Origin of the sequence: Amycolatopsis sp., assembly GCF_036008905.1 — a bacterium.
Taxonomy (GTDB): domain Bacteria; phylum Actinomycetota; class Actinomycetes; order Mycobacteriales; family Pseudonocardiaceae; genus Amycolatopsis.
Genome location: NZ_DASYMU010000147.1, coordinates 1 through 25,425 on the forward strand (window position 1 = coordinate 1; position 25,425 = coordinate 25,425).

Annotated in this window: 24 protein-coding genes; 13 read left to right on the plus strand and 11 right to left on the minus strand. The window is 67.4% G+C overall.

Features of this window, described 5'->3' with window-relative positions; translation table 11 throughout:
* Positions 1 to 42: 42 nt before the first annotated feature.
* Positions 43 to 1,641: an alpha/beta hydrolase gene (locus VGP60_RS25805; RefSeq protein ID WP_327550680.1), complete on the minus strand. Its 1,599-nt coding sequence runs from the start codon at positions 1,639 to 1,641 to the stop codon at positions 43 to 45.
* Positions 1,642 to 1,783: 142 nt separating this feature from the next.
* On the opposite strand from VGP60_RS25805, the gene VGP60_RS25810 reads away from it, so the two are divergent.
* Positions 1,784 to 2,473, plus strand: a complete 690-nt coding sequence (locus tag VGP60_RS25810; RefSeq protein ID WP_327550681.1) for a DNA alkylation repair protein — start codon at positions 1,784 to 1,786, stop codon at positions 2,471 to 2,473.
* Positions 2,474 to 2,484: 11 nt separating this feature from the next.
* On the opposite strand, the gene pheT is transcribed toward VGP60_RS25810, so the two are convergent.
* From pheT to infC, 6 genes are all read right to left on the minus strand, one after another.
* A complete protein-coding gene (gene pheT / locus VGP60_RS25815) occupies positions 2,485 to 5,034 on the minus strand; it encodes a phenylalanine--tRNA ligase subunit beta (protein ID WP_327550682.1) in 2,550 nt (849 codons plus the stop codon).
* Positions 5,035 to 6,102 carry a phenylalanine--tRNA ligase subunit alpha gene (pheS, locus tag VGP60_RS25820; RefSeq protein WP_327550683.1) on the minus strand — a complete coding sequence of 356 codons (1,068 nt, stop codon included), beginning with the start codon at positions 6,100 to 6,102 and terminating at the stop codon, positions 5,035 to 5,037.
* A 130-nt stretch (positions 6,103 to 6,232) separates the two neighbouring features.
* Positions 6,233 to 7,072 carry an RNA methyltransferase gene (locus tag VGP60_RS25825; RefSeq protein ID WP_327550703.1) on the minus strand — a complete coding sequence of 280 codons (840 nt, stop codon included), beginning with the start codon at positions 7,070 to 7,072 and terminating at the stop codon, positions 6,233 to 6,235.
* The gene (gene rplT / locus VGP60_RS25830; protein ID WP_327550684.1) at positions 7,069 to 7,449 is read right to left on the minus strand and encodes a 50S ribosomal protein L20; all 381 of its coding nucleotides are present in this window, start codon (positions 7,447 to 7,449) and stop codon (positions 7,069 to 7,071) included. The genes VGP60_RS25825 and rplT overlap by 4 nt, the downstream gene beginning before the upstream one ends.
* Positions 7,450 to 7,513: 64 nt before the next feature.
* Positions 7,514 to 7,708: a 50S ribosomal protein L35 gene (rpmI, locus tag VGP60_RS25835; RefSeq protein ID WP_327550685.1), complete on the minus strand. Its 195-nt coding sequence runs from the start codon at positions 7,706 to 7,708 to the stop codon at positions 7,514 to 7,516.
* Between the two features lie 73 nt (positions 7,709 to 7,781).
* On the minus strand, positions 7,782 to 8,429 hold the full coding sequence (gene infC / locus VGP60_RS25840) for a translation initiation factor IF-3 (RefSeq protein WP_327550686.1): 648 nt from the start codon (positions 8,427 to 8,429) through the stop codon (positions 7,782 to 7,784).
* A gap of 219 nt (positions 8,430 to 8,648) precedes the next feature.
* Between infC and VGP60_RS25845 the strand changes: the two genes are divergently transcribed.
* The 3 genes from VGP60_RS25845 to VGP60_RS25855 all read left to right on the plus strand — a co-directional run bounded on the left by VGP60_RS25845 (position 8,649) and on the right by VGP60_RS25855 (position 10,756).
* The gene (locus VGP60_RS25845) at positions 8,649 to 9,008 is read left to right on the plus strand and encodes a DUF1844 domain-containing protein (RefSeq protein ID WP_327550687.1); all 360 of its coding nucleotides are present in this window, start codon (positions 8,649 to 8,651) and stop codon (positions 9,006 to 9,008) included.
* A gap of 122 nt (positions 9,009 to 9,130) precedes the next feature.
* The gene (locus VGP60_RS25850; protein WP_327550688.1) at positions 9,131 to 9,742 is read left to right on the plus strand and encodes a GntR family transcriptional regulator; all 612 of its coding nucleotides are present in this window, start codon (positions 9,131 to 9,133) and stop codon (positions 9,740 to 9,742) included.
* Between the two features lie 9 nt (positions 9,743 to 9,751).
* Positions 9,752 to 10,756 carry a 1-aminocyclopropane-1-carboxylate deaminase gene (locus tag VGP60_RS25855; protein WP_327550689.1) on the plus strand — a complete coding sequence of 335 codons (1,005 nt, stop codon included), beginning with the start codon at positions 9,752 to 9,754 and terminating at the stop codon, positions 10,754 to 10,756.
* A gap of 44 nt (positions 10,757 to 10,800) precedes the next feature.
* On the opposite strand, the gene VGP60_RS25860 is transcribed toward VGP60_RS25855, so the two are convergent.
* From VGP60_RS25860 to VGP60_RS25875, 4 genes are all read right to left on the minus strand, one after another.
* On the minus strand, positions 10,801 to 11,259 hold the full coding sequence (locus tag VGP60_RS25860; RefSeq protein WP_327550690.1) for a hypothetical protein: 459 nt from the start codon (positions 11,257 to 11,259) through the stop codon (positions 10,801 to 10,803).
* A 196-nt stretch (positions 11,260 to 11,455) separates the two neighbouring features.
* Positions 11,456 to 11,836 (minus strand): Rid family detoxifying hydrolase, encoded by a 381-nt coding sequence (locus VGP60_RS25865; RefSeq protein ID WP_327550691.1) that lies wholly within the window; start codon positions 11,834 to 11,836, stop codon positions 11,456 to 11,458.
* A complete protein-coding gene (locus VGP60_RS25870) occupies positions 11,836 to 12,597 on the minus strand; it encodes an IclR family transcriptional regulator (RefSeq protein ID WP_327550692.1) in 762 nt (253 codons plus the stop codon). The genes VGP60_RS25865 and VGP60_RS25870 overlap by 1 nt, the downstream gene beginning before the upstream one ends.
* Positions 12,594 to 13,535 carry a sugar kinase gene (locus VGP60_RS25875; protein ID WP_414640406.1) on the minus strand — a complete coding sequence of 314 codons (942 nt, stop codon included), beginning with the start codon at positions 13,533 to 13,535 and terminating at the stop codon, positions 12,594 to 12,596. The genes VGP60_RS25870 and VGP60_RS25875 overlap by 4 nt, the downstream gene beginning before the upstream one ends.
* Before the next feature lie 177 nt (positions 13,536 to 13,712).
* Here VGP60_RS25875 and VGP60_RS25880 point away from each other — a divergent pair, with 177 nt between their 5' ends.
* The 9 genes from VGP60_RS25880 to VGP60_RS25920 all read left to right on the plus strand — a co-directional run bounded on the left by VGP60_RS25880 (position 13,713) and on the right by VGP60_RS25920 (position 25,259).
* Positions 13,713 to 15,032: an amino acid deaminase gene (locus VGP60_RS25880; protein ID WP_327550694.1), complete on the plus strand. Its 1,320-nt coding sequence runs from the start codon at positions 13,713 to 13,715 to the stop codon at positions 15,030 to 15,032.
* Between the two features lie 41 nt (positions 15,033 to 15,073).
* Positions 15,074 to 16,669 (plus strand): D-aminoacylase, encoded by a 1,596-nt coding sequence (locus VGP60_RS25885; protein ID WP_327550695.1) that lies wholly within the window; start codon positions 15,074 to 15,076, stop codon positions 16,667 to 16,669.
* Positions 16,666 to 18,054, plus strand: a complete 1,389-nt coding sequence (locus VGP60_RS25890; RefSeq protein WP_327550696.1) for a gluconate:H+ symporter — start codon at positions 16,666 to 16,668, stop codon at positions 18,052 to 18,054. Before VGP60_RS25885 ends, VGP60_RS25890 begins: the two co-directional genes overlap by 4 nt.
* Positions 18,055 to 18,091: 37 nt before the next feature.
* Positions 18,092 to 19,228, plus strand: a complete 1,137-nt coding sequence (locus VGP60_RS25895) for a lactonase family protein (protein WP_327550697.1) — start codon at positions 18,092 to 18,094, stop codon at positions 19,226 to 19,228.
* 37 nt (positions 19,229 to 19,265) lie between these two features.
* Positions 19,266 to 20,549, plus strand: a complete 1,284-nt coding sequence (locus VGP60_RS25900) for an extracellular solute-binding protein (protein ID WP_327550698.1) — start codon at positions 19,266 to 19,268, stop codon at positions 20,547 to 20,549.
* Positions 20,550 to 20,551: 2 nt separating this feature from the next.
* Positions 20,552 to 21,508, plus strand: a complete 957-nt coding sequence (locus VGP60_RS25905; RefSeq protein ID WP_327550699.1) for a sugar ABC transporter permease — start codon at positions 20,552 to 20,554, stop codon at positions 21,506 to 21,508.
* On the plus strand, positions 21,499 to 22,380 hold the full coding sequence (locus VGP60_RS25910; RefSeq protein WP_327550700.1) for a carbohydrate ABC transporter permease: 882 nt from the start codon (positions 21,499 to 21,501) through the stop codon (positions 22,378 to 22,380). Before VGP60_RS25905 ends, VGP60_RS25910 begins: the two co-directional genes overlap by 10 nt.
* 2 nt (positions 22,381 to 22,382) lie before the next feature.
* Complete coding sequence (locus VGP60_RS25915) at positions 22,383 to 23,780, plus strand: beta-N-acetylhexosaminidase (protein ID WP_327550701.1); 1,398 nt, start codon at positions 22,383 to 22,385, stop codon at positions 23,778 to 23,780.
* A gap of 261 nt (positions 23,781 to 24,041) precedes the next feature.
* A complete protein-coding gene (locus VGP60_RS25920) occupies positions 24,042 to 25,259 on the plus strand; it encodes an HNH endonuclease signature motif containing protein (RefSeq protein WP_327550702.1) in 1,218 nt (405 codons plus the stop codon).
* Positions 25,260 to 25,425: the final 166 nt, after the last annotated feature.

Sequence of the window (25,425 nt, forward strand, 5' to 3'; positions counted from 1 at the left end):
GGAACACGCCGGGGCGCCACGGTGAAGCGGTTCTTCCTGGTGCTAGCTGCGCGTCAACTGCGCGCCAACCAGTTTGCGCAACTCGGCGGGCAGTTTCGCCGTGCTGCGGTCAGAGCGATCGGCCTTGGCCGTCGCACCCGCCGGAACAGGCTGAGGCACCGGAGAGCATTCGGCATCGGCCCGGTTGCCCGACTTGCGCGCCGGCAGCTTGCCGGTGGCGAGGTAGTCGGCGACGGCGTTGTCCACACAAGCGACACCGTTGAGCGAACCGGCGTGGGTGGTGCCGCCCGGAGCCCCGATCAGGCTGGAGTTCGGGAAGCGCTTGCGCACCTCGAGGCTGCCCGCGAACGGCGTGGCCGCGTCGAGCTCCTCACCGATCAGCAGCGCGCTCTGCACCTTGCCGCCGTCGACGTTGACCGGTTTCCCGGCTTTGGCTGGCCAGAACACACAGGGCGCGTTGAACCACGCGTTGCCCCAGGTTTCGAACGGCGCCCGGAAGTAGGTGATCCAGTTGTCGAACCGCCACTTGTTCCAGCTCGTCGGCCACTGCGTGTCCGTGCACTGCACGGCGTTGTAGACGGCGAAACCGTTGTCGTCACCCGGAGCGTTGGAGCTGTCGTAAAGCTCCTTCAGCGTCTGCCAGTCACCGTCGTGGACCCAGCCGGCGAAGGCGTTGGCCATGTCCTCCCAGCCGAAGACGTAGTACCCGGCCTGCAGGAAGACATCGGTCCACTCGTCCGAGCCGATGACCCCGCCCGCAGGCGTCTTGTCGAGCTTCTTCTGCTGCGCGTACCAGAGTTTCTCCACCGCGGAGCCGCTCGTGCCGAGGTGGTAGACGCTGTCGTACTTGGCGACCCAGTCGAAGTAGACCTTGATGTTGGCGTCGAACGCGACGTCCTGGTCCAGGTTGGCCTGGTACCAGACCTTGCGGGGATCGACGTTGCTGTCGAGCACCATGCGCCGGACGTTCTTCGGGAACATCGTGCCGTACACCTGGCCGAGATAGGTGCCGTACGAGAAGCCGTAGTAGTTGATCTGCTTCTCGCCCAGCGCCTTGCGCAGGCTGTCGACGTCCTGGGCGACATCGGTGGTCTTGATGTGCTCGAGCAGCGGGCCGTTCTTCGCGCACGCCTTGGCGTACCCCTTCGAGCGGTCCAGCCAGGTCTTCTCCAGCTGCGGCGTGGTCGGCACGTAGTCCGGCCGGTTGTAGCTGAAGTAGTTGCCGTCGCAGGTCAGCGCGGGCTTGCTGGAACCGACCCCGCGCGGGTCGAAACCGATCCAGTCGTAGGCGGCGCCGGCGTTGTTCGGCACGTACTTGCCGAGCACCGAAAGGCCGAGGCCGGAACCACCGGGGCCGCCCGGGTTGACGACCATGATGCCCTGGTACGCGGTGGTGTGCTTGACCCGCGAGACCGCGATCGAGACCTTCTCACCGGCGGGCTTGGCGTAGTCCATCGGCACGACGAGGAAACCGCATTCGGCGCCCGCGTTCTTCAGGCCCTGCGTCTGACAAGGTCCCCAGCTGATGGCCGCCGGGGTGAACTCCGGCGCCGCGGCGGGAGCCGCCGCGGCCATGGGTGCCATGGCCAGGGTGCTGGCGACAAGGCCCGTAGCCGCGAGTGCGGCAACGAATCTGTTCACTTTTTTCCTTTTCGTCGACGTTTGTCCCGGTTCTTCGGAAAGGTCAGGACAGGAAACTACCGAGACTTGCGAATAACCTCGTCCAACGACACGAGTTTCACCATCCGTCTTTCGTTGGTACTTCGGGAAGGAACGCGGGCAAATGGACATCGCGGACGAGTTCGCCACGGCGGCGCGCAGTGGCCTCGCCGACCTCGCGGATCCCGCGAAAGCACCGGAGATGCAGGCGTACATGAAGTCCGAGATGCCGTTCCGTGGCGTGCCCAAACCGGGGCGGACGGTGCTGAATCGAAGGTTGATCGCCGAGTATCCGCTGCCGAATCGAGAATTATTCACGAAAGCCGTTTTGACGCTGTGGCGCGAAGCGGAATTTCGGGAGGAAAGGTACGTCGCGCTCGATCTCGCCGGACATCGCGCTTATGCGGGCTGGCAGGATTCGTCGCTGCTGCCGCTCTACGAGGAGCTGGTGGTGACCGGGGCCTGGTGGGATTTCGTCGACGAGATCGCGATCCGGCGGATCGGGCCGATCCTTCGCGCGGAACCGGCCGTGCTCACGCCGAAGATGCGGGAGTGGGCCCGCGACGCGGATCGCTGGCGGCGGCGGACGTCGGTGCTCTGTCAGGTGGGCGCCAAGGCCGCGACGGACACCGAACTGCTCACCCACACCATCGAGGCGAACGTCGAAGACCCGGATTTCTTCCTGCGCAAGGGCATCGGCTGGGCGCTGCGGGAGTACGCGAAAACAAACCCCGGGTGGGTCCGACTTTTCGTCGAACACCACCCGGGGCTGTCAGGACTTTCCAGGCGCGAGGCCCTCAAGCATCTCGGCTAGCTGCAGCTCGTCTAGGCACGCAGAGTCGCGCCGAAGCGTTCCGCGGCCGAGGCGACAGCGGCGTCCTTGGCCGCGATCGCCTCGTCGACGGTGAGCGTGCGGTCCGGCGCGCGGAACCGCAGCTTGTACGCCAGCGACTTCTTGCCTTCGCCGACCTGCTCACCGCTGAAGACGTCGAACAGCTCGATGCCCTCGAGCAGCTCGCCACCGGCCCGTTCGATCGTGGTCCCGAGCTCCGCGGAGGGAACCCCGGCGTCCACGACGAGCGCGACGTCGAGCAGCACCGGCGGGTACGTCGAGATCCGCGGCGCGGGCCTGCTGTCGAGCAGCGGGATGGCGTCGAGATCAAGCTCCATCGCCACCGTCCGCTTGGGCAGGCCGAGTGCCTCGATCACCTTCGGGTGCAACTCACCCGCGTGACCGATCGGCCAGTCGCCGACACGCAGTTGCGCGCAGCGGCCCGGGTGCCAAGGCAGCAGATCCGAAGCCTGGACCGTCAGCTCGACCCCGGCCGCGGCGGCGATGGTACGGGCCGCCTCGACGGCGTCCGCCCAGCTCGCCGGCTCGCCCTCGCCCCACCAACCGGCGCGCTGACGCTGGCCGCTGAGGACGGCGGCGACATGCACCGGCTGAGGCGGTACCGAAGCCTCGAGAAGCGCGAGCTCCTCGTCGGTCGGCCGCTGGTCGACGCCCAGATCGGGCACCGGGAGCGGCTTCGCGCCGGGCAGGAAGACCTGCCCGATGTGGAACAGTGCGATGTCCTTGAAGCCACGGGAAACGTTGCGCTGCAACGTATCCAGCAAGCCGGGCAGCAGGGTGGTGGCCAGCCGGTCCTTTTCGGACTCCAGCGGGTTGAACACCTTCACCGTGTGGCGCCGGACGTCGTCCTCGGCCAGCCCGAAGGCGTCCCAGGTCGCATCCGAGACGAACGGGAACGGCAGCACCTCGACGTAACCGGCCTCGGCCAGCGCACGGGAAACCGTGCGACGGCGACGCTGGGACTCGCTCAGGCCGCGGCCGGCGGGCGCGGCGGGCAGCGTCGAAGGGATCTTGTCGAGTCCCTCCAGCCGCAGCACCTCCTCGACCAGGTCCGCGGGCTGCACGAGGTCACCACGCCAGCTCGGCGGGAACGCCGTGACGAAGCCCTTGCCGTCGTCACCGGTGCCGATCTTGACGGTGCAGCCGATCTGGTTGAGCCGCCGCACGGTCACGCCGCGCTCGTAGCTCACCCCGGCGACCTTGTCCGGCAGGCCGATGGGCATCGTCACCGGGGGAAGCGGCTCGACACCACCCTCGTCGGTGCGGCCAGGGCGAATGGCGCCTTCGCCGTACTGGCGCAGCAGCCGGGCCGCCATCTCGACGGCCACCGCGCACAGCTGCGGGTCGGTGAAACGCTCGAACCGCTTGGCCGCTTCGGAAAAGAGCTTGTGCCGCCGCGCTGTCCGGCTGATCGACGCCGGGTTCCAGTGCGCGCCTTCGAGCAGAACGTCGGTGGTCTCCAGGTTGATCTCCGTGGTGGCGCCACCCATGGTGCCCGCCAGGGAGATCACGCCGCTGTCGTCGGCGATGACCACGTCGTCCGGGTCGAGCACGCGCACGGCATCGTCCAAAGTGGTCAGTTTCTCGCCGGGCTTCGCCTTGCGTACCACCAGATCACCCTGGATGGCCTTGGTCGCGAAGGCGTGCAGCGGGTGCCCGAGTTCGAGCATCACGTAGTTGGTGACGTCGACGGCCAGCGAGATCGACCGGATCCCGGCCAGCATCAGCCTGCGGCGCATCCACCACGGCGTCGGCGCGCCGGCGTCCAGGCCGGTGACCCGGCGCAGGACGAATCGCGGGCAGCCTTCGGTGTCCTCGATGTGGACCGGCCACGCGTCGCCTTCGGCTTCGGGCAGCTCGATCGAGGCCGGGTCGCCGAACGGCAGGTCGAGCGCGTTCGACAGCTCACGGGCGAGCCCGCGGATGGAAAGCGCGTAACCGCGGTCGGGGGTCGGGGTGACCTCGATGACGGTGTCGTCCAGGCCGAGTACCTCGTGGGCGTCGTCACCGGGGCTCGCCGTGGCCGAGGGCAGCACCATGATGCCGTTGTGCTCCTCGCCGAGGCCCAGCTCACGCGCGGAGCAGATCATGCCGTCGCTGACATGACCGTAGGTCTTCCGCGCGGCGATCTCGAACCCGCCGGGCAGCACCGCGCCGGGCAGCGCGACCACGACGAGGTCGCCCTCGACGAAGTTCGTGGCACCGCAGACGATGCCCCGGGTCCGCAGACCGGACGGGTTCTCGTCGCCGTCCACGTGGTCGGCGTGATCCGGATGCGCGGTCTCTTCGGCGGCGGCGTCCTCGCCGACCTCGACCTGGCAATACCGGATCGGCTTCTTGAACTCGGTGAGCTCTTCGATCTCCACGACCCGGCCGATCACCAGCGGACCGGTGACCTGCGCGAGCGGGCGGAGGTCGTCCACCTCGATGCCGATGCGGATGAAGGCGTCGGCGAGTTCCTGCGGCTCGATAGCTTCAGTCAGACCGAGATGTTCGGTCAGCCAGCTGACGGGGACTCGCACTCACGCCTCCGTTCCGAAGGGGAGGGTGAACCTGATGTCACCCTCCACCATGTCGCGCATATCCGGAATTCCGTTGCGGAACTGCAGGGTGCGCTCGATTCCCATGCCGAAGGCGAACCCGGAGTAGACCTCCGGGTCGACACCGCAGGCACGCAGCACGTTGGGGTTGACCATGCCGCAGCCGCCCCACTCGACCCAGCCCGCGCCACCCTTTTTCTGCTCGAACCACACGTCCACCTCGGCGGACGGCTCGGTGAAGGGGAAGAAGTGCGGGCGCAGGCGCGTCTTCGAGTTCTCGCCGAAGATCGCCCTGGCGAACGCGTCGAGGGTGCCCTTGAGATGCGCCATCGTGATGCCCTTGTCCACCGCCAGTCCTTCGACCTGGTTGAAGACCGGCGTGTGCGTGGAGTCCAGCTCGTCGGTGCGGTACGTCCGGCCGGGGCACACCACGTACACCGGGAGGTCCCGGTGCAGCAGCGTGCGCGCCTGGACCGGCGAGGTGTGCGTGCGCAGCACCATGCCCGAGTCCGGCTCACCGACGTAGAAGGTGTCCTGCAGCTGACGCGCGGGGTGGTCCTTGCCGAAGTTCAGCGCGTCGAAGTTGAACCATTCGGCTTCGAGCTCCGGGCCCTCGGCGATCTCGTAGCCCATCGCGATGAAGACGTCCGCGATGCGCTCGGAGATGGTCGTGATGGGGTGCCGGGCGCCGCGGGGCACCCGATCCCACGGCAGCGTGACGTCGACGGCCTCTTCGCGCAGGACGTGCTCGTCGCGCTCGGCCTGCAGCACGGCGCGGCGGGCGTCGAAAGCGGCCTGGATGGCCTGACGCGCCTCGTTGACCAGCTTGCCGGCTTCGGCCTTCTCCTTCTTGGGCAGCGCCCCGATCTCCCGGCGAGCCAGGAGCAGCGGGGAGTGGTCGCCAAGATGGGCCGGCTTGGCAGCGGCGAGCGCGTCCAGGTCGGATACCGCTTCGAAGTCCGTTTCGGCCTTCTTTATCGCAGCCCGCAAGGTTTCCGGCGCGAGAATCTCGCCCGGCTTCGGGTCCTGCTCTTCGGTGGCTCCGGACATAACTCCTCGGCGAAGCTTGTTACTGGGTTCGGCAGCTACGCGCAGGCAGAAGCCCACGTGAGCAATTGGTTATGGAGTCTATGGGATCGCCGGGCGGACCCGACCGGTAACCCTCGGCTCCGGCGGGAAGTCACGCCTTGTGAGCGGCCATCGCGCTGGCGTAGACACAGACGGCGGCCGCGGTGGCCAGGTTCAGGCTCTCCACCTCGCCGTAGATGGGGATCCGGACGGCGGTGTCGGCCAGTTCGAGGACCTCGGGCCGCAGGCCGTGCGCTTCGTTGCCGAACACCCAGGCGGTGGGCGTCGCGAGCTCGATCGAGTCGAGCTGTTCCTCGGCGTAACCGTGGGCCGCCAGCGTGCGGAGCCCGGCGGCCGAGCAGGCCGCGAGAGCGGCGCCGACGTCGCGGACTCGGGCTATCGGCACGTGGAAGAGGCTGCCCGCGGCGGCGCGCACGCATTTGCCGTTGTGCGGGTCGACGGTTTCGCCCGCCAGGATCACCGCACTGGCCCCGGCCGCGTCGGCGACCCGGATGACGGTGCCCGCGTTGCCGGGGTCGGAGACGTCCACGAGCACGACGACGAGTTTCGCCTCGCCACCGAGAACGGTCTCAAGTGGACGGTCGAGCAGCTCGCAGACGGCCACGATCCCTTGCGGGGTCACGGTTTCCGACAGCGCGTCGGCCGCTCGGTCGGTGAGCAGCGAGATCGGCACGTCGAGTTCTTGCGCGCGCTGAAGCAGCGCGGCGGAGTTCTCCAGTGCCCGCTCCGCGACGAACAGCTCGTGCAGCGAGCCGCGCTCGTGCTGTTCGCGGGTCAAAGCGGCGTCGACGGCGTTCGCGCCTTCGGCCAGGAACCGCCCGGCCTTGTCCCGCTCGGCGCGCCGCGTCAGCTTCCGCGCGGCAACAACCCGGGGAGTCCGTTCGGTGAACGGATCCGCCCCGGGTTGCGGAAGAGCGGTATGCCTGGTCAGGCCGACTTCTTCTCTTCGCCGGTGTTCACGTTCGCCTTGGCCAGTTCGGCCAGCGCGGTGAAGGCGGCGGCGTCGTTGACGGCGAGGTCCGCGAGAATCTTGCGGTCCACCTCGACACCCGCGACCTTGAGGCCCTGGATGAAGCGGTTGTACGTCACACCGTTCTGCCGGGCGGCCGCGTTGATACGGGTGATCCACAGCTGGCGGAAGTCACCCTTGCGGGCACGGCGGTCCCGGTAGGCGTAGTTGAGCGAGTGGAGCGTCTGCTCCTTGGCCTTACGGTAGAGCCGCGAGCGCTGGCCGCGGTAACCGCTGGCCAGTTCGAGAGTCGCGCGACGCTTCTTATGGGCATTGACCGCCCGCTTGACGCGTGCCACTGGTCCATCCTGTCGATCTCAGGGGGCGCACCGCGCCCCGGGTGGTTAGAACAAGTCAGGTCGCTCAGAGGCCGAGCAGGCGCTTGACGCGAGGAACGTCGTTCTTGGCGATCTCGGTCGTGCCTTCGAGCCTGCGGGCGTACTTGGCGGACTTCTTCTCCATCAAGTGCCGACGACCGGCCTTCTGGCGGCGCAGCTTGCCCGTGCCGGTCACGCGGACCCGCTTGGACGTGCCCTTGTGCGTCTTCATCTTCGGCATTAGTAGTCCTCTTTCGTGCGGCAGCACACCGGAGTCCGGTGTGCTGCTGACGTCCGTTGAGCGGCGGGCCGCGTCAGGCTGGGGACTCCGCTGAATCGTCTTCGGAGTCCTTTGTGGCCTTCGGCTTCGCCGCCTTGATGTTCTTGTGCGGCGCCAACACCATGATCATGTTGCGACCGTCCTGCTTCGCGGAAGACTCGACATAGCCAAGCTCTGTCACGTCTTCGGCGAGCTTCTGCAACAACCTGAACCCGAGCTCGGGACGAGACTGCTCACGTCCACGGAACATGATCGTGACCTTGACCTTGTTGCCGGCCGCGAGGAAACGGGACACGTGGCCCTTTTTCGTCTCGTAGTCGTGCTGGTCGATCTTCGGCCGGAGCTTCTGCTCCTTGATCACCGTGAGGACTTGGTTTCGGCGTGACTCGCGCGCCTTCTGGGCGCTCTCGTACTTGAACTTGCCGAAGTCCATGAGCTTGCACACCGGTGGACGTGCCTGCGGCGCGACCTCTACGAGGTCGAGGTCCGACTCTTCGGCGAGCCGCAGCGCGTCTTCGATCCGGACGATGCCGACCTGTTCGCCGTTGGGTCCGACGAGGCGGACTTCCGGCACCCGGATGCGGTCGTTGATGCGTGTCTCGGAACTGATGGGGCCTCCTTGGTCCGAGGAAAGTGGTCTTTCGTACTCGACCTGGTGCCCACATACCGCAGGCCCCGTCACCGGCGATTTCTCACCGACGCGCGGGGCCCTGTTTTCCGATCAGCGGACGGCCTCTTACAGCCGTCATGCTTTCGCCAAACAATCCAGACGGCATCACACCGACTATCGTGTTTCACGAGACCGGACCCGGAAACCTAGACGGTCACACGGGTGGGAGCGGGGCTCCACTTGCCGCCCCCGATCACTCAGGGGCTGGTCGCACGTGGAAGGGTACCAGACGTGTCGGATCAACCTTCTCAGCAGCCCGCATATTCCCCGGACGTCCGCGACCTCGAGGACATCCCCAGCGTAGAGGTCATCAGCCGGGCCGCGGTCATGCTCCTCTCCGCGGCCGCCGAGCGGCTCGGCCTCGCCGACGCCGACCCGGACACCAGCCCGCACCGCGACCTCGACGAGGCCCGCCGGCTCATCACCGCGCTCGCCGGGCTCATCACGGCGTCGGTCGAGTACCTGGGCGCGCACGCCGGCCCCCTGCGTGACGGCCTCCAGTCAGTACAGAAGGCCTTCCGCGAAGCGTCCGTCGTGCCCGACCCGCCCGGCCAAGGCCCCGGCGAAAAGCTCACCGGCCCCGTCCACTAGCGAATATGTCGACATCTTTTCCGGTGGGGTGAACCTGCTTGACGGAAAAGTTGTCGACATATTCGGCGGTCTGAGCTAACATTTTAGATGTGAGTGGGTTAGTGAGGGTGGAAAGGTCCCTGTTGAGGGATGAGGCGTACGAGCGGATCCGGCGCGCGATCATCGAGGGCGACCTCGCGCCGGGTGAGAACCTGCGCGACGCCGATCTCGCCGCGGAGCTGGGGCTTTCCCGCGCCCCGGTGCGCCAGGCGCTGACGCGGCTAGTCGCCGACGGGCTCGTCGAGTCCAAGCCGCAGAGCTACACCCGGGTCGCGCCGGTGGTCAGCGACGACGTCCGCGACGCCCTGCAGCTGGTGCGCACGCTGCACGAGTTCGCCGTCCGCGCCGCGCTCCCCCGGCTGACCGCCGCCCACATCACCGCGATGCGCGACGCCAACGCGCGGTTCGCCGCGGCGATCGAAGCCGGGGACGTCCAGGCGGCGATCGAAGCCGACGACGAACTGCACGACGTCCCGGTCGAGATCTGCGGCAACCGTGCCGTCGCGGCCACGCTCGACAAGTACAGCCCGCTCCTGCGACGCCTTGAACGCGCGCGTTTCAGCACCTTGCCCGCGCATCGCTCCATCCGGCGCCACGACCAGCTCATCGACGCGATCGAAGCGGGCGACGCCGACGAAGCCACCCGCGTGACCAGCACCATCTGGGCCGAACTGGCCCCGCTCCTCGACGTCTGAAAGGCCGCCATGTCACTGGACTCCTTCCCCCGCTATCCGCTGCTCTTCGGCCCGTCCCCGGTCCACCCGCTCGAACGACTCACCGCGCAGCTCGGCGGCGCCGCCGTCTGGGCGAAGCGCGAGGACGTCAACTCCGGCCTGGCTTTCGGCGGGAACAAGACCCGGAAACTCGAGTACCTCGTCGCCGACGCGCTCGCCGCCGGTGCCGACACCCTGATCTCGATCGGCGGCGTCCAGTCCAACCACACCCGCCAGGTCGCCGCCGCGGCCGCCCGCGCGGGCCTGAAAGCCGTGCTGGTGCAGGAAAGCTGGGTCGACTGGGAGGACCCGCTCTACGACCGCGTCGGCAACATCCAGCTGTCGCGCCTCATGGGCGCCGATGTCCGGCTCGTCGACGCCGGATTCGGCATCAGCTTCAAGGAGAGCTGGGAACAGGCCGTCAAGGAGATCGAAGCCGGCGGCGGCAAGCCGTACGCGATCCCGGCCGGCGGCTCGGATCACCGGCTCGGCGGGCTGGGTTTCGCGAACTGGATCGTCGAACTCGAGGCACAGGAACAGGAACTCGGGATCTTCTTCGACACCGTGATCGTCTGCTCGGTCACCGGCGGCACACAGGGCGGCATGATCGCGGGGAACGCGCTAAGCACGAAGCCGCGCCGGATCATCGGTATCGACGCCTCGGCCAAGCCCGCCGAGACGCGCGACCAGATCGGCCGCATCGCGCGGGCGACGGCCGGATTAATAGGTGTGACAAGGGAAATCGCCGACGACGAGGTCATCCTCGACGAGCGGTACCACGCCGGGATCTACGGCATCCCTGACGAGTCCACAGTGGACGCGATACGCACGCTGGCGCGACTGGAAGGCGTCATCACCGACCCGGTGTACGAGGGCAAGTCCATGGCGGGGCTGATCGACATGGTCGGCAGCGGCGAGATCGGCAAGGATTCAAACGTCCTCTACGCCCACCTCGGCGGCCAGCCCGCCATCAACGGCTACACGTCCGTCCTCTGAGCGTGTGGTGACCGGCCGCGAAAGCCGGTCACCACACGGACGGATCAGGGGCAGCCGACGGCTCCGCTGCTGACGCTGAACCTGTCGACGGAATGCGAACCCATGGAAAGGGTGCCGGAGGTGTACACACACTGGCTCGCCGCGCCGGTGACGGCGACACCACCGGCGTAGGTCTCGAAGGTGCCGGAATCCGAGCCCTGGTAAGAAAGATTCGCCCGCTTGAGGGTCACCGTCATGGGGTGCGCCCCGGGTGCCACGTCGTACAGGATGGCGCAGTTGGTGCCGCCGTTCGCGCTGGAGTAGTAGAGCCGCAGGCTCCCTTGGGTGTCACCGAGGCTATTCTTCAGCACCTTCGGGAACCCGCTGACCATACTGCCGGAGCAGCTGCTGACCAGTTTGTACGGAGCCGGAACGGACGCGGCGGCCTGGGCCGCCGGGGCACTCGCCATGACTCCGGTGACGGCAAACGCGAGCGTGGCCGCGCCGGTCAAGAACTTCCTCATTGCCACTCCTTCAGATCCACCGCAGATGCCCGAACCCGGACACGACGTCGATCGTTCAGGACGGCGCTAATTAATCACTAACCTTCCGCTATGCGCCTCAGCCACCATGAGATGCCACCATGGCCGCCATAGTCGCGTTGAACGCGACCTTGGCGGCCATCGTAGGAATTGCCATGGTGGCAACGCAGCGGCGGTCCTAGTCCAGGACGGCGAGAACGTCGATCTCGACGAGCAGGCCCGCGGGCAGGCCGACGTAGACCGTGGTCCGAGCCGCGTACGGCTCCTTGAACAGGGTGTTGTACGTCTCGTTGAGCTCGGCGAAGTGGCTGGTGTCGGTGAGGTACACGCGCACCATCACCACGTCGTCGAAGCTCGAGCCCGCCGCTTCGAGCACGGCCTCGACGTTCTTGATCGTCTGCCGGGTCTGCTCGGCAACGGTGTCTCCCACGATGGCGCCGGTCGCCGGGTCGAACGCGACCTGGCCCGCCACTTGCAGGATGTTGCCCTTTCGCGACGCCTGCGCGAACGCGGCCACCGGCTTCGGCGCGTTCTCGGTGGTGATCGCGACCTTGCCCATCACTGTCCCCTTTCGGTGTTCCCCGTCCATCCACTATGGACGGACGCGTCGTCGGCGGCCGCCACGAGCTCGGGTACGAGCGCGAGCAGGCCGTCGAAGTCGAGCAGTATTTTCGGGATCGACATCGACGCCGCGGCGAGGACGACCCCGTCCGCACCGCGGATCGGCGCCGCGATGCAGTGGATGAAGTCCTCGTGTTCGGCGTTGTCCACCGCGTACCCGTGCTTGGCCACCTTGTCCAGCTCGGCGAGGAAGTCCGCCGGGTTGGTGATGGTGTTGCCGGTGCGCACCTGATAGTCGAGGGATTCGGCGATCTCGGCGCGGCGGGCGGGCGCCATGGCCGCCACGAGTACCTTGCCGACGGCCGTGCAGTGCACCGGCGCGCGTTTCCCGACCCGCGAGTACATCCGGACGGAGTGGTGGCCCTCGTACTTGTCGACGTAGACGACCTCACCGTCCTCATAGGTCGCCAGGTGGATGGTGTGCCCAGTGCGCGAGTTGAGTTCCGCGAGCGCGGGTTGCGAACTCCGGCGGACGTCCCGGTCTTCGAGCGCCTGGTTCGCGAGGTCGAACAACGCGCTGCCGAGCCGGTAGTACCGCGTGCCCTCGCGCCGCACGAAATGGTGCGCTTCCAGGGTGCGCAGCAGCCGCAGCACGGTCGACTTGTGGACGTCGATCTGCTCGGCGAGCTGGTCGAGCGTCTTCGCGTCCTTCGCCAGCTCGGAGAGGATCACGAGCGCGCGGTCCAAGCTCTGGCTCATGCCATCACCACTCCCTCGTCGGTGAGCCGCGCCGACGCCCAGGCCTGTTCGTCGGCCGCGAGCAGCGCGGTGATCACGGCCGCGGGCAGCGGCTCGCCCACATCATCGTGGGTGCGCAAGGTGGAGGCGGCCTGCAGGTGCCCGCTGCGCAGGCGCGTCGCGGGATCGGCGCCGCGCAGGGTGGCGGCGAGGAAACCCGCGGCGAAGGCGTCACCGGCACCGACCGGCTCGACGACGTCGACCTGCAACGCGGGCGCGAACACGGGCGGCTCGTCGCCTTCGACCAGGGTCACGCCGCGTTCGCCGTGCTTGACGACGAGCGTTCGCGGGCCGGGCAGCAGCTTGCGCAGTTCCTCGGGATCGCCTGTCCCCCATACGGCTAAAGCTTCGTCGTCGCCGGTGAGCACGATGTCCGCCGCGTTCGCGAGTTCGCGCAGCACATGCGGATCACGCCCGGACCACAAAGCGGGCCGGAAGTTGACGTCGAACGAGACCAGCGTCTCCCCGCGAGGTGCCGCGAGAACCGCGCGCACCAGGGCGAGACAGCTGTCCGAAAGGGCCGGGGTGATCCCGCTCAGGTGGATCACGCGCACGCCGTCGAGATCGAGATCGGCCAGTAGTTCCGGCCCCATCCCGGACGCGGCCGAGCCTGTCCGGTAATAACGCACCGGGCTGCCCTGCGCACCGCTTTCCTTGACGTACAAGCCTGTCGGCCGCGTCGGGTCGACGTAGACCGAGCCGACGTCCACGCCGGCCGCGCCGATCTCGTCCAGCAGCGCTTGCCCGAACGGGTCGTTTCCCACCGCGCTGACCCAGGAACTCGGCACACCGAGCGCGGGCAGATGACAGGCCACATTGGACTCGGCGCCGCCGATCGTCCGCTTCCAGTTACGCACCTGGTGTGCCGGGCCGTTCTCGGCCGGCACGAAGAGCGCCATCGACTCCCCGATGCAAAGCACCTGAGCTGCGCTCGCCACCGCAGGCCTCCCCGTTATCCGTTCACCGTTGACCACTTGCGGTGCGGATGCTACACCTATGCAACGCATCAGACGCAACGGTCGTTGCGCAATATGCAACCAGCTGGTCAGTGAGCACGAATAATCGAGGTGATCGCGATGGGCCCCACGAAGAACGCCGCCTGCACCCTGGACGCTGCCGCACTCGACACGATCCACGCGGAACGGATCGGCTGGCAGTTCCGGTCGACCCCCTCGGCGCTCAGCGGGCTGACCCTGGACGAAGCGGCGGCGAGCCGTCCCAAGCTCTTCGACGACGGCTTCCTCGGCCCGGTCGTGGTCCTCGACGCCGAAGCTCTCGACCACAACCTGCGCACCATGTCGCGGTGGTGCGCGGCGCGGGGTGTCCAGCTCGCCCCGCACGGCAAGACCACGATGGCACCCCAGCTCTGGGCCAGGCAAATCGAACTCGGCGCCTGGGGCCTCACCGCCGCCAACGCCGGTCACCTGCGGATTTACCGCGCGTTCGGCGTCTCCCGCATAGTGCTCGCCAACCAGCTGGTCGATCCGGCCGCGCTGCGCTGGCTGGCCGCGGAACTGGACGCCCATCCCGATTTCGAGTTCAGCTGCTGGATCGACTCGGTCCACGGCGTCGAGCTGATGACCCGGGAACTAGTCGCGATTGGCTCTCGCCGGAAGGTCGACGTCCTCGTCGAACTCGGCGCGGAAGGCGGCCGCACCGGTGCCCGTGACACCGCGACCGCGCTCGCCGTCGCCCAGGCCGCCCACGAAAGCCCGGCACTGCGCCTGATCGGCACCGGCGGTTACGAAGGCGCGTTGTCGCACGGCACCGACGCGGAGTCCCTCGCGCTGGTCAAGTCCTATGTGGACGACATTCGTTCCTTGACGATCGCGTTGCACGACAAAGGTTTCCTCGACGACACCGAGCAGATCGTGGTCACCGCCGGCGGCAGCGCCTACTTCGACCAGGTCGCGGACTCGCTCACCTCCGGGTGGCCCGACGGACTCGACGTCCTGCCCGTGCTGCGCAGCGGCGCGTACCTCACGCATGACGACGGCTTCTACCGCCACATCTCGCCGCTGGGCGAAAGCCCGCGTATCGACGGCGTCGGCACATTCCGCCCGGCGTTCCGGGCGTGGGCGCAGGTGACGTCGATGCCGTCCCCGGACCTGGCGCTGCTGACGCTCGGCAAGCGTGACGCTTCGTTCGACGAGGGCATGCCCGAGCCGCAACTGCTCCGCAAGCCGGGGCAAGCTCAGGAACCGTTGGCAGGCCACGAAGTCACCAAGCTCAACGACCAGCACGCTTTCCTCGTCCTGCCCGCGGATTCGCCGGTCGAGGTCGGCGACTGGATCGGCCTCGGGCTGTCCCACCCGTGCACGGTGTTCGACAAGTGGCCGCTCATCCCGCTGGTCGACGGCGAAACCGTCGTCGGCTTCGTCCGGACCTACTTTTAGTGTTGTTTGATCTGTTTCCTTACGATTGCAGGGAAGGCGCCATGGATCTCGTGTTCCGAGGAGCACAAGTAGCCGACGGCACCGGCGACCCGATCACCCGGCACGACGTCGGCGTGACCGACGGCCGGATCGCGAGCGTCGCCGAACCGGGCTCGCTGGCCGGAAAGCGGACCATCGACGCGGCCGATCTGGTGCTGGCGCCCGGGTTCATCGACATGCACTCGCATTCCGACCTGCAGGTCCTCGCCCAGCCGGACCACCTGGCCAAGGTGTCGCAAGGCGTGACGAGCGAGGTACTCGGCCAGGACGGCCTGTCCTACGCACCGGTCGACGACGACACGCTCGCCGCGCTGCGCCAGCAGCTCGCGGGCTGGAACGACGATCCCGCCGGGTTCGACTGGAACTGGCGCTCGGTCGGTGAGTACCTGGACCGGCTGGACCAGGGCATCGCGGTCAACGCCGCGTACCTGGTGCCGCAGGGTTCGGTGCGGATGCTCGCCGTCGGGTTCAACGACCGGCCGCCGACCGACGCCGAAATGGTCACCATGAAGGAACTCGTGGCCACCGGGCTTCGTGAAGGCGCGATGGGCATGTCGTCCGGGCTGACCTACACGCCGGGCATGTACGCGAGCACCGAGGAACTCGTCGAACTGTGCGAGGTCGTCGGCACGCTCGGCGGCTACTACAGCCCGCACCACCGCAGCTACGGCCAGGGCGCGCTCGAAGCGTTCGCCGAGATGGTCGACGTCACACGCCGGTCCGGCTGCCCGCTGCACCTGGCGCACGCGACGATGAACTTCTCGGTGAACAAAGGGAAAGCGCCGCAGCTGCTCGAACTCCTCGACGACGCGCTCGACGAGGGTTTCGACATCAGTCTCGACACTTACCCATATTTGCCGGGCGCGACCTACCTTTCGGCGCTGCTGCCGAGCTGGTCGACCGAAGGCGGCCTGGAACCGACGCTCGCCCGTCTGTCCGATGTGGACATCCGCGAGAAGATCCGTGCCGAGATCGAGGAAACCGGTTCGGACGGCGCCCACGGCGTGCCGATCGATTGGGACACCATTGAGATCAACGGCGTGCGGCAGGCCAAGAACGAGCACCTCGTCGGGTACACCGTCGCCGCGTCCTCGCTGGCGAGCGGAGTCCCCGCCGCCGAGCTGTACTTCGACACGCTGCTCTCGGAGCGGCTCGGGACGTCGTGCCTGATGCATGTCGGACACGAGGAGAACGTCCAGGCGATCATGCGGCACCGCACGCACACCGGCGGCAGCGACGGCCTGCTCGTCGGCAGCCGACCGCATCCCCGCGCCTGGGGCACGTTCCCGCGTTATCTCTCGCGCTACGTGCGTGAACTCGGCGTGCTCGGGCTGTCCGAATGCGTTTCCCATCTCACCGGCCGCGCGGCCAAACGACTAGGGCTCGAAGACCGGGGCCTGGTGCGCGCCGGATACGCCGCCGACCTGGTCCTGTTCGACCCGGAAACCGTGCGGGACACCGCCACCTTCGACGACCCGCGCCAGCAGGCCGCCGGAATCCCCTATGTGTTCGTCAATGGCACCGCTGCGATCGACGACGGCCGACCGACCGGCTCACTGGCCGGTCACTCCTTAAGAAATCCCGGGAGCAAGAAATGATCCACTGGCTGCAAACCTCCACCGGGGGACTGCTGACTCTCGCGGCGGTCTCGATCGCGTTACTGCTGTTGCTGATCATCAAGTTCAAGATGGAACCGTTCATCGCGCTGATCGTGGTCGGGCTGCTGACCGCGCTGGCCGCGGGCCTGCCGGTCGGCACGATCGTCGGTTCCGCGCAAAAGGCGTCCGATTCGCTGCTGGAAAAGGGTTTCGGCGGCATACTCGGGCATATCACCGCGATCATCGGGCTGGGTACCATCCTCGGCGCGATCCTGGAGAAGTCCGGTGGCGCCCAGGTGCTGACCGGGTCGCTGCTCAAGGCGTTCGGTGAGAAGCGCGCGCCACTAGCGATGGGTATCGCCGGTCTGATCTTCGGTATCCCCGTCTTCTTCGACATCGGTATCTTCGTGCTGGCGCCGCTGGTCTACGTCGCGGCGAAGCAGGGTGGCAAGTCGCTCGTGCTCTACGCGTTGCCGCTGCTGGCCGGTTTGTCCGTCACGCACGCTTTCCTGCCGCCACACCCCGGTCCGGTCGCCGCGGCGGGCCTGCTGCACGTCGAACTCGGCTGGATCATCCTGATGGGCATCGTCTGCGCGATCCCGGCGTGGTTCATCGGTGGTGTGCTGTTCTCGTCGTGGATCGGCAAGCGCATCCACATCCCGGTCCCCGAGGACATGATCGTCGAGCGCACCGAGGAAGAGGACAACAACCTTCCCTCGCTCAAGCTGGTCTCGCTGATCATCGCGGTGCCGCTGGTGCTGATCCTCGTCGGCACGTTCGGCAGTATCTGGCTGCCCAAGGACGCGGTCACCCTGTCCGGTATCGCCGCGTTCATCGGTACCCCCGCGGTGGCGCTGACCATCTCGGTGCTGCTCGCGTCCTGGCTGCTCGGCACCCGACGCGGCATGACCGGCAAGGACCTCGGTGCGCTCTCCTCGGCCGCGCTGCGCCCGGTCGCGATGATCCTGCTCGTGGTCGGTGCCGGTGCGTTCTTCGGCGCCGTGCTGTCGGCGACCGGTATCGGCAAGGCCGTCGCCGGTTCGCTCAGCGACGCCGGTCTGCCGGTGATCCTCGCGGCGTACGTCATCAGCTGCGGCATGCGGATCGCGCAGGGTTCGGCGACCGTCGCCATCGTGACCACCAGCGGCATCATGGCGCCGACGGTGACCCAGCTCGGTTTCACGCAGATCCAGCTGGCACTGCTCGTCGTCGCGATCTCCGCGGGTTCCATCATCGCCTCGCATGTCAACGACGGCGGGTTCTGGATCATTTCCCGCTACTTCAACATGTCGGTGCCCGAAACCCTGAAAACCTGGACAGTACTGGAGACAGTCCTTTCAATTTCGGGTTTCGGCGTGGCAGCATTGCTCATGGCAGTGGTCTAAACCACCTGGATGTTCTGAGCAACAGGGAGTAACCACGATGACTGGGCTCAATCGGCGTAGTTTCCTCGGCGCCGTCGGCGCGGCCGGACTCGGCACCGCTCTCGGTTCGACAGTCGCAAGCGCGTCAACAACGGAGTGCTACGCGGAAGAAGGCGCCATCTTCGTCAGCAGCTACACCAGTTCTCCCCCGGTGGGCAACGGTCTCGACGTCGCCCACCGCACCGGCACGGCCCCCGCGCTGGTGCGGGATCGGACGATCCCGGGGATCAAGGACGCGTCCTGGTTCGACGTCAGCGCCGATCGCAAGACGCTGTACGTGACGAACGAGGCGACCGCCGGAACGGTCTCGGCACTCAGCCTGGCCGATCCGGCGAACCCGAAGCCGCTCAACACGAAGTCTTCGGGCGGTGAAGCGCCGACGCATCTTTCCGTGCACCCCAGCCAGAAGTACGTGCTGGCGGCGAACTACTCCACCGGAACCGTCGTGGTACTCCCGATCCTGGCCGGCGGCAAGCTCGGCGACCGGACGGATCTCGTCCAGCACGTCGGCGCCGAGCGGGCCGCCCACGCCCACCAGGTCGTCACCGACCCGAGTGGACAGTGGGTGCTCTCGGTCGACCTCGGCGCGGACTCCGTCTACGTCTACCAGCTCGACCTCGCCACCGGGAAACTCAAGCTGCGGCAGCAACTCAAGCTTCCGTCGGGCGCCGGACCGCGGCATTTGGCGTTCCACCCGAACGGAAAATACGCCTATGTCGTCGGCGAACTCCGTGCCGAAGTGACCGTGGCTTCCTGGGACGCCGCGCAGGGCAAGCTCACGCCCGTCAAGGTCGTCTCGGCGATTCCGGCGGGCAGCACCGGGGATCAGTTCCCCGGCGAGATCACCGTGTCGGCCGACGGCCGGTTCGTCTACGCCACCGTGCGCGGGCCGAACACGATCGCGACCTTCTCCGTGACCGGCGACGGCGCCTCGATCACCCGGCTCAGCAGCGTCGCGACCGGCGGGAACTGGCCGCGGCATCTCACGCTCGACCCGGCGGGGCGGTGCTTCTACGTGTCGAACCAGCGTTCCGGCACCGTCACCTGGCTGCCGCGTGACGCGGCCACCGGATTGCCGGGGACAGTCGCGGGCTCGCTCGCGATCCCGTCGGTCAACTCCGTTCGTTTCCTTTGAAGATACCTTTGTAGTTTTTCTCAGTTTGGAGAAAACAATGCATGTCCGCCGTTCCCTCACCGGGCTCGCGCTGCTCGGTCTCATCGCCGGTTGTGCGCCCGCACAATCCGGCCCGGCCGGCGCCGGTGGCGACGAAAAGACCGGCACGGTGCGAGTCTGGCTGTTCGACGAAGCCAATCGCGCGCCCAAGGAAGCGGCCGTGAAGGAGGCCATCGCCGAGTTCAACGCCGCCCACTCCGGCGTCGAGGTCGACGTGCAGTGGATCCCGGTCGAGGGACGTGCGGACAAGTTCTCCGGTGCCTTCAACGATCCGGCGAACGCGCCCGACGTCGCCGAGTTCGGCAACACCGACGTGGCGAGCTACGTCGCGGCGGGCGCGTTCTCCGATCTGACCGCGGATCTCCAGGGCTGGAAGGAAGGCGCCGATCTCCTCCCGACCGTGCTCGACACGGCCAAGGTCAACGGCAAGGTCTACGGCCTGCCCTGGTACACCGGGATCCGGGCGCTGTACTACCGGACCGACGTGTTCACCGAGCTCGGCTTGAAGCCGCCGACTTCGCTGAGCGAGCTCACGGCCACGGCCCGCCAGATCCGGGCCGCGAAGCCGGACCTGTACGGCATTTCCGTCGGTGGCAAGTACACCTACGCGATGCTCCCGTTCCTGTGGGCGTCCGGCGGTGACATCGCCAAGCAGGACGGCGACAAGTGGACGTCAGCGCTCGGCACGCCCGAGGCCAAGGCCGGGGTGCAGGCCTACGCCGATCTCATCAAGCCCGACATCTGCCCGCCGGAGCAGTGCGCGAACCTCACCGGGACCCAGAGCGTGCAGGCGTTTTCGGGCGGCAAGGCCGCGATGACCATCGGTGGCGACTTCAACCACAAGGCCGTCGAGCAGGGTGACGTCAAGGGCAAGTACGCGGTCGTCCCGCTGCCCGGTACCCAGCCCGGTTCGATCGCGCCGGCGTTCGCCGGTGGCAACCTGCTCGGCACGTTCGCGGCCAGCAAGAAGCACGGCCTGTCGCTGGAGTTCATCGAGCTGCTCGGTGGCGCGAAGTACCAGGAGAAGATGTACACCGCGATGGGCAACCTGCCCACGCTGAGCAGTGTGCAGCAGAAGGTCGCCACCGCCGACCCGTTCCTCAAGCCGTTCGTGGACACCCTCAAGGCCGGGACGAAGTTCGTGCCGAGCACGCCGGCGTGGTCCAAGATCGACGCGCAGGGCGTCCTCCCGACGGCCGTGCAGCAGGTCGCGACCGGCGGCCAGAACGTCGACACGGCACTGTCGGCGGCGACCGAGCAGATGAACAAGGCCTTCGGCTAGCCGTGGCCACCCAGCAACTCCTCCCGCCCGCCGTCGCGGCGCCTGCCAAGCCTTTGCGCAGGCGGCGCCGTGACGGCCGGGCGGCCGTCCTGTACCTCGCCCCGGCGGCGATCCTGCTGGCCGCGCTGCTCGCGTACCCGATCTACCAGCTGGTCCTGATCTCGTTCTTCGACTACGGCCAGCCGCAGGCCGCGGGCACCGCGCCGCTGGTGTTCATCGGGTTCGAGAACTACGCGCAGCTGCTGGAAAACGCGACGTTCTGGACCGTGCTCGCGAAGACCGTCGGGTTCGCGGGCGCGTGTGTGATCGGCAGCCTCTTCGTCGGCACGTCGCTCGCGATCCTGGCGACGCGGGTGCGCTCACTCCCCCGAATGCTGCTGTTCCTCGCCGCGCTCGGCGCGTGGGCGACACCGGCGATGGCGGGATCGTACGTCTGGCTGTTCCTGTTCGACACGGATTTCGGTCTGGTCAACGAGATCCTGGTCGGGATCGGCTTCGACGGGATGGCCCACCACTCGTGGACCTACGGCACGTTCAGCGCGTTCGGGCTGGTCGCCGCCGAGGTCATCTGGTGCTCGTTCCCGTTCGTCATGGTGACCATGTACGCGGGGATCCAGGCCATTCCGGGTGAGGTCCTCGAAGCGGCGTCGCTCGACGGCGCTTCCTGGTTCCTGATCGCGAAGTCGGTGATCCTGCCGATGCTGCGGCCGCTCGTGATGATCGCGACCATCCAGTCGATCATCTGGGACTTCAAGGTGTTCACCCAGATCTACGTGATGACCAACGGCGGTGGCGTCGCGGGACGCAACCTCGTGCTCAACGTGTACGCCTATCAGCAGGCGTTCGCCGGTTCGGAATACGGGCTCGGCGCGGCGATCGGTGTCGTGATGACACTGCTCCTGCTGTCCATCACCGGGCTCTACGTCCGGTCGCAGAGGCGGAGCGACGCATGGCTGTAGTCACTCGGAAGCCTTCCCGTCGCAGGCTGGTGAAACGGCCGGGGCGGCTCATCGCGGAAATCGTGACCGTGGTGATCGCCGCGATGGTCGCGTTCCCGATCTACTGGATGGTGCTCTCGGCGTTCAAGCCCGCGGGCGAGGTCCAGTCGGCGAACCCGAAGCCGTGGACACTGGCGCCGAGTCTCGACAGTTTCCAGCGGGTGCTCACGGTTTCCGGTTTCGGCGGGTTCTTCCTCAACAGTGTGATCGTGGCTGTCGCAGTCGTCGCGCTGTCGCTGCTGATGTCGTTCCTCGCCGCGGTCGCGTTGACCCGCTTCAACTTCCGCGGCCGGACCGTGCTGCTGGTGATGTTGCTGGTGGCACAGATGGTGCCGATCGAGGCGCTCACGATCCCGCTGTTCTTCCTGATGCGCTCAGTGGGCGATGTCGCGCCGGCGTTCGGGCTCAACGAACTCGGCTCGCTGGTGCTGGTGCACCTGGCGTTCAGCCTGCCGTTCGCGATCTGGATGCTACGGGGCTTCGTCGCCGCGGTGCCGGTGGAACTCGAGGAGGCCGCGAAACTCGACGGCGCGAGCCGGCTGCGGTTCACCTGGCAGATCCTTTTCCCTTTGGTGGCACCGGGTCTGGTCGCGATCAGCGTGCTGGCGTTCATCCACGCGTGGAACGACTTCCTGTTCGCGAAGACGTTCATCATCTCCAAGACCGAGAACCAGACACTGCCGCAGGCGATCCTGGTGTTCTTCAAACCGGAGGACACCGACTGGGGCGCGGTGATGGCTTCGTCGACGTTGATGACGATCCCGGTGCTGGTGTTCTTCATCCTCGTGCAACGCAGACTGGTGTCGGGCATGGCCGGCGCCGTGAAAGGCTGAGCGTGTTTGGTTTCGAGAGCTTGCTTCCCCGGCCCGTCGAGGTCGTCCCCGCGCCAGGATCGTGCGTGTGGCCGGTCGACGTCGTCGTGCGCCGGTCGACCGAGCAGCCCGCCGAGGGTTACCGGCTGGAGATCACCCCGGACTCGGTGACCATCGACTGCTCGGACGACGCCGGGGAGTTCTACGCACGGCAGACCTTGCGTCAGCTGCGCGGCCCGGGCGCGTTCCGCACTGTCTCCAGTGGACAGTCCACTTTGCCCTGCGGTGTCGTCACGGACTATCCGCGGTTCAGCTGGCGCGGTTGTTTGCTCGACGTGGCACGGAACTTCCGGACCAAGGCCGAGGTGCTCCGGTTCGTCGACCTGCTCGCCGCGCACAAACTGAACGTGCTGAACCTGCACCTGACCGACGACCAGGGCTGGCGGATCGAGATCCCCCGGTTCCCGCGGCTCACCGAAGTCGGCTCGTGGCGGACCGGGTCGATGGTCGGGCGCCACGACGGTCCCGAGCGCGACGGCAGGCCTCATGGCGGTTTCTACACCGTCGACGACCTGCGCGAGATCGTCGCGTACGCCGCGGAGCGCGCGGTGACCGTGGTGCCGGAGATCGACATCCCGGGCCACGCGCGGGCGGCGATCGCGGCGTACCCGGAGCTCGGCCCCGGCGAGCCGTACGAGGTGTGGACCTCCTGGGGCATCAGCACTTCGCTGCTCAACACCGAGGAGTCCACAGTGGACTTCTTCCGCGCGGTGTTCGACCAGGTGCTGGAGATCTTCCCGTCGCCGATCATCGGCCTCGGCGGCGACGAGGTCCCCGGCGCGACCGAGAAGCACGGCTGGTTCGTGCGGCAGATCGTCGAGCATCTGCACTCGCGCGGGCGGAAGGCGTTGTGCTGGGACGAGGTCCTGGAGATCGGCGAGCTGCCGCATCCGGTGGTCATCGGTTCGTGGCGCGGCGAGGAAGCCGGGGTGTGGGCGGTGAAGGACGGGCACCAGGTCGTCATGTGCCCGGAGCAGTACGTCTACCTCGACCATCGTCAGTCCGACCATCCCGGCGAGCCGATCCCGGTCGGCTACCTGCACACGCTCGAAGACGTCTACGCCTACGAGCCGGTGCCCGAGGGAATGCCCGACACCACGGGTTTGCTCGGCACGCAGGCCCAGGTCTGGACCGAGCACCTCGATTCGGTGCGGCGCGTGGACTACGCGAGTTTCCCGCGGCTGTCGGCGTTCGCCGAGGTCGCCTGGACGCCCGCGGCACTCCGCGACTACACCGAGTTCCTGCCGCGCCTGCGTGAGCACCACCTGCCGCGCCTGGACGCGCTCGGCGTCGAATACCGTCCCCTCGACGGCCCGCACCCGTGGCAGACCCGCCCCGGCGTCCCCGGCCGCAAACGCTAGCTCGAGCGCTCGTTTTGGGTGGGTGGTCTTTGGTCGGGTTTCCGGCGCGCCGGCGCGCCGAGGCCGAGACTTGTTGTTGCGTAGCGTCTGTGACTCGCTTCGCGGCGAGACCAGCAGATCCCCGCCTCCACGGGAAGTTCACTCGATGGGGGACACGTCCAGCTCCGTTCGCGATCATACTCCTTGACACATAAGGGATTCGATTTTTTCGCCGCTGCGAAGTGCGGATTCTGTGTCGGTGGGGTCGGATAGATTTGTGGTGTGGATGACGAGCAGGTGGTGCCGGTCTGGCAGCTCTCCGACGGGGAGCTGACCGCCACCCTGCTGCGCGCACAAACCCTGCTGTCCCAAGGATATGGACGGATGCTGGAACTGGTCGGTGAAGCCGACAACCGCGGTCTGGGGGTCGAGAAGGGCTACCACAACACCGCGACCTTCCTGATCGGCGCACTGCGGCTCTCGACCCGGGAAGCGAAAGCCCGCGTCGCCCAGGCCACCACGCCCATGCCGTTGACCGGACAGGCCTTGGCGGCGGGCACGATCACCGCTGAGCATGTCACCGAGATCCATCGGATCATGGCCCAGGCGCCCACTGACCTCGACCCGGGGTTGCGGACGAGTGGAGAGAAAATCCTGGTGGACCTCGCCCTGCAAGCGGCGCCGTTGAGCGTGCGGCACGCCGGGGACCGGTTGAAAGCGTACTGGGACATCGAGACCGCGCCGAAGGACCCGAAGGACCTAGCGGCAAACCCGCTGCGGCGGCTGAGATGGCGCCGCGCCAACGACGGCCAGCTGCACCTCACCGGGGAGGTCGATCCCGAGAACGGTGCGTTCCTGGTGGGCCTGATCGACCCGCTGGCGAAACGACGTCCGGTCGACGAGTTCGGCCGGGAGGACAGTCGCACGTTGGAGCAGCGGCGTGGCGATGCGTTGGCGGAAGTGGTGCTGCTGGCGACGAACGTTCCTGATCGCCCGTTGGTCGGCGGAGACCGGGCCCTGATCATCGTCACGATCAGCCTGGAGGAGTTGGAACGCCGTGCGGGTGAGGCGTTCATCGACGGCATCGGCTACACCAGCATCGCGCACCTGCGGCGGCTGGCGTGTGATGCGAACGTGGTGCCTGCGGTCCTCGGGACCCGCGGCGAGGTGTTGGATCTGGGGCGGGCGCGACGGACCGTGTCCCCGGCACAGTTCCGGGCTCTCGTCACCCGCGACCGGGGCTGCGCGAGGCCGGGATGCCACCGCAGGCCCCGCTACTGCCAGGCACATCACGTGACGGAATGGGCAGACGGTGGCCTGACAGATCTCGGCAACACGGTGCTCCTGTGCCTGTTCCACCACATCGAGGTGCATCACGGCGGGTGGTCGATCCGGATGGTGCACGGGATCCCCGAGTTCATCCCACCGAAATGGCTGGATCAGGAGCAGATCCCGATCCGCAACCTCGCCCATGTTCTCCCCCATGAGCAGGCCGCCTGACCGCGACGACTAGATCGTCATCGCGGCCGGCGGCCTGCCCGGGACCTCAACCAGAGTCACCCCGGGTCTGAAGCGCTGGCAGTACGGCGGCGTCACCACCGGCGGCGGGGTGAGCAGAGGTTCCATGCCGGATGGGTGTTTTCGCTGCCGCAAACTTCACCAAGGT

Bases quoted from the DNA above. Each gene is read 5' to 3' on its own strand.
- VGP60_RS25890 (WP_327550696.1), top strand. From the start codon at position 16,666: ATGATCCACTGGCTGCAAACCTCCACCGGGGGACTGCTGACTCTCGCG.
- VGP60_RS25880 (WP_327550694.1), top strand. From the start codon at position 13,713: ATGGGCCCCACGAAGAACGCCGCCTGCACCCTGGACGCTGCCGCACTC.
- VGP60_RS25855 (WP_327550689.1), top strand. From the start codon at position 9,752: ATGTCACTGGACTCCTTCCCCCGCTATCCGCTGCTCTTCGGCCCGTCC.
- VGP60_RS25885 (WP_327550695.1), top strand. From the start codon at position 15,074: ATGGATCTCGTGTTCCGAGGAGCACAAGTAGCCGACGGCACCGGCGAC.
- VGP60_RS25870 (WP_327550692.1), bottom strand. From the start codon at position 12,597: ATGAGCCAGAGCTTGGACCGCGCGCTCGTGATCCTCTCCGAGCTGGCG.
- VGP60_RS25865 (WP_327550691.1), bottom strand. From the start codon at position 11,836: ATGGGCAAGGTCGCGATCACCACCGAGAACGCGCCGAAGCCGGTGGCC.
- VGP60_RS25910 (WP_327550700.1), top strand. From the start codon at position 21,499: ATGGCTGTAGTCACTCGGAAGCCTTCCCGTCGCAGGCTGGTGAAACGG.
- pheS (WP_327550683.1), bottom strand. From the start codon at position 6,102: ATGTCCGGAGCCACCGAAGAGCAGGACCCGAAGCCGGGCGAGATTCTC.
- VGP60_RS25895 (WP_327550697.1), top strand. From the start codon at position 18,092: ATGACTGGGCTCAATCGGCGTAGTTTCCTCGGCGCCGTCGGCGCGGCC.
- VGP60_RS25810 (WP_327550681.1), top strand. From the start codon at position 1,784: ATGGACATCGCGGACGAGTTCGCCACGGCGGCGCGCAGTGGCCTCGCC.
- rpmI (WP_327550685.1), bottom strand. From the start codon at position 7,708: ATGCCGAAGATGAAGACGCACAAGGGCACGTCCAAGCGGGTCCGCGTG.
- VGP60_RS25875 (WP_414640406.1), bottom strand. From the start codon at position 13,535: ATGGCGCTCTTCGTGCCGGCCGAGAACGGCCCGGCACACCAGGTGCGT.
- VGP60_RS25860 (WP_327550690.1), bottom strand. From the start codon at position 11,259: ATGAGGAAGTTCTTGACCGGCGCGGCCACGCTCGCGTTTGCCGTCACC.
- VGP60_RS25900 (WP_327550698.1), top strand. From the start codon at position 19,266: ATGCATGTCCGCCGTTCCCTCACCGGGCTCGCGCTGCTCGGTCTCATC.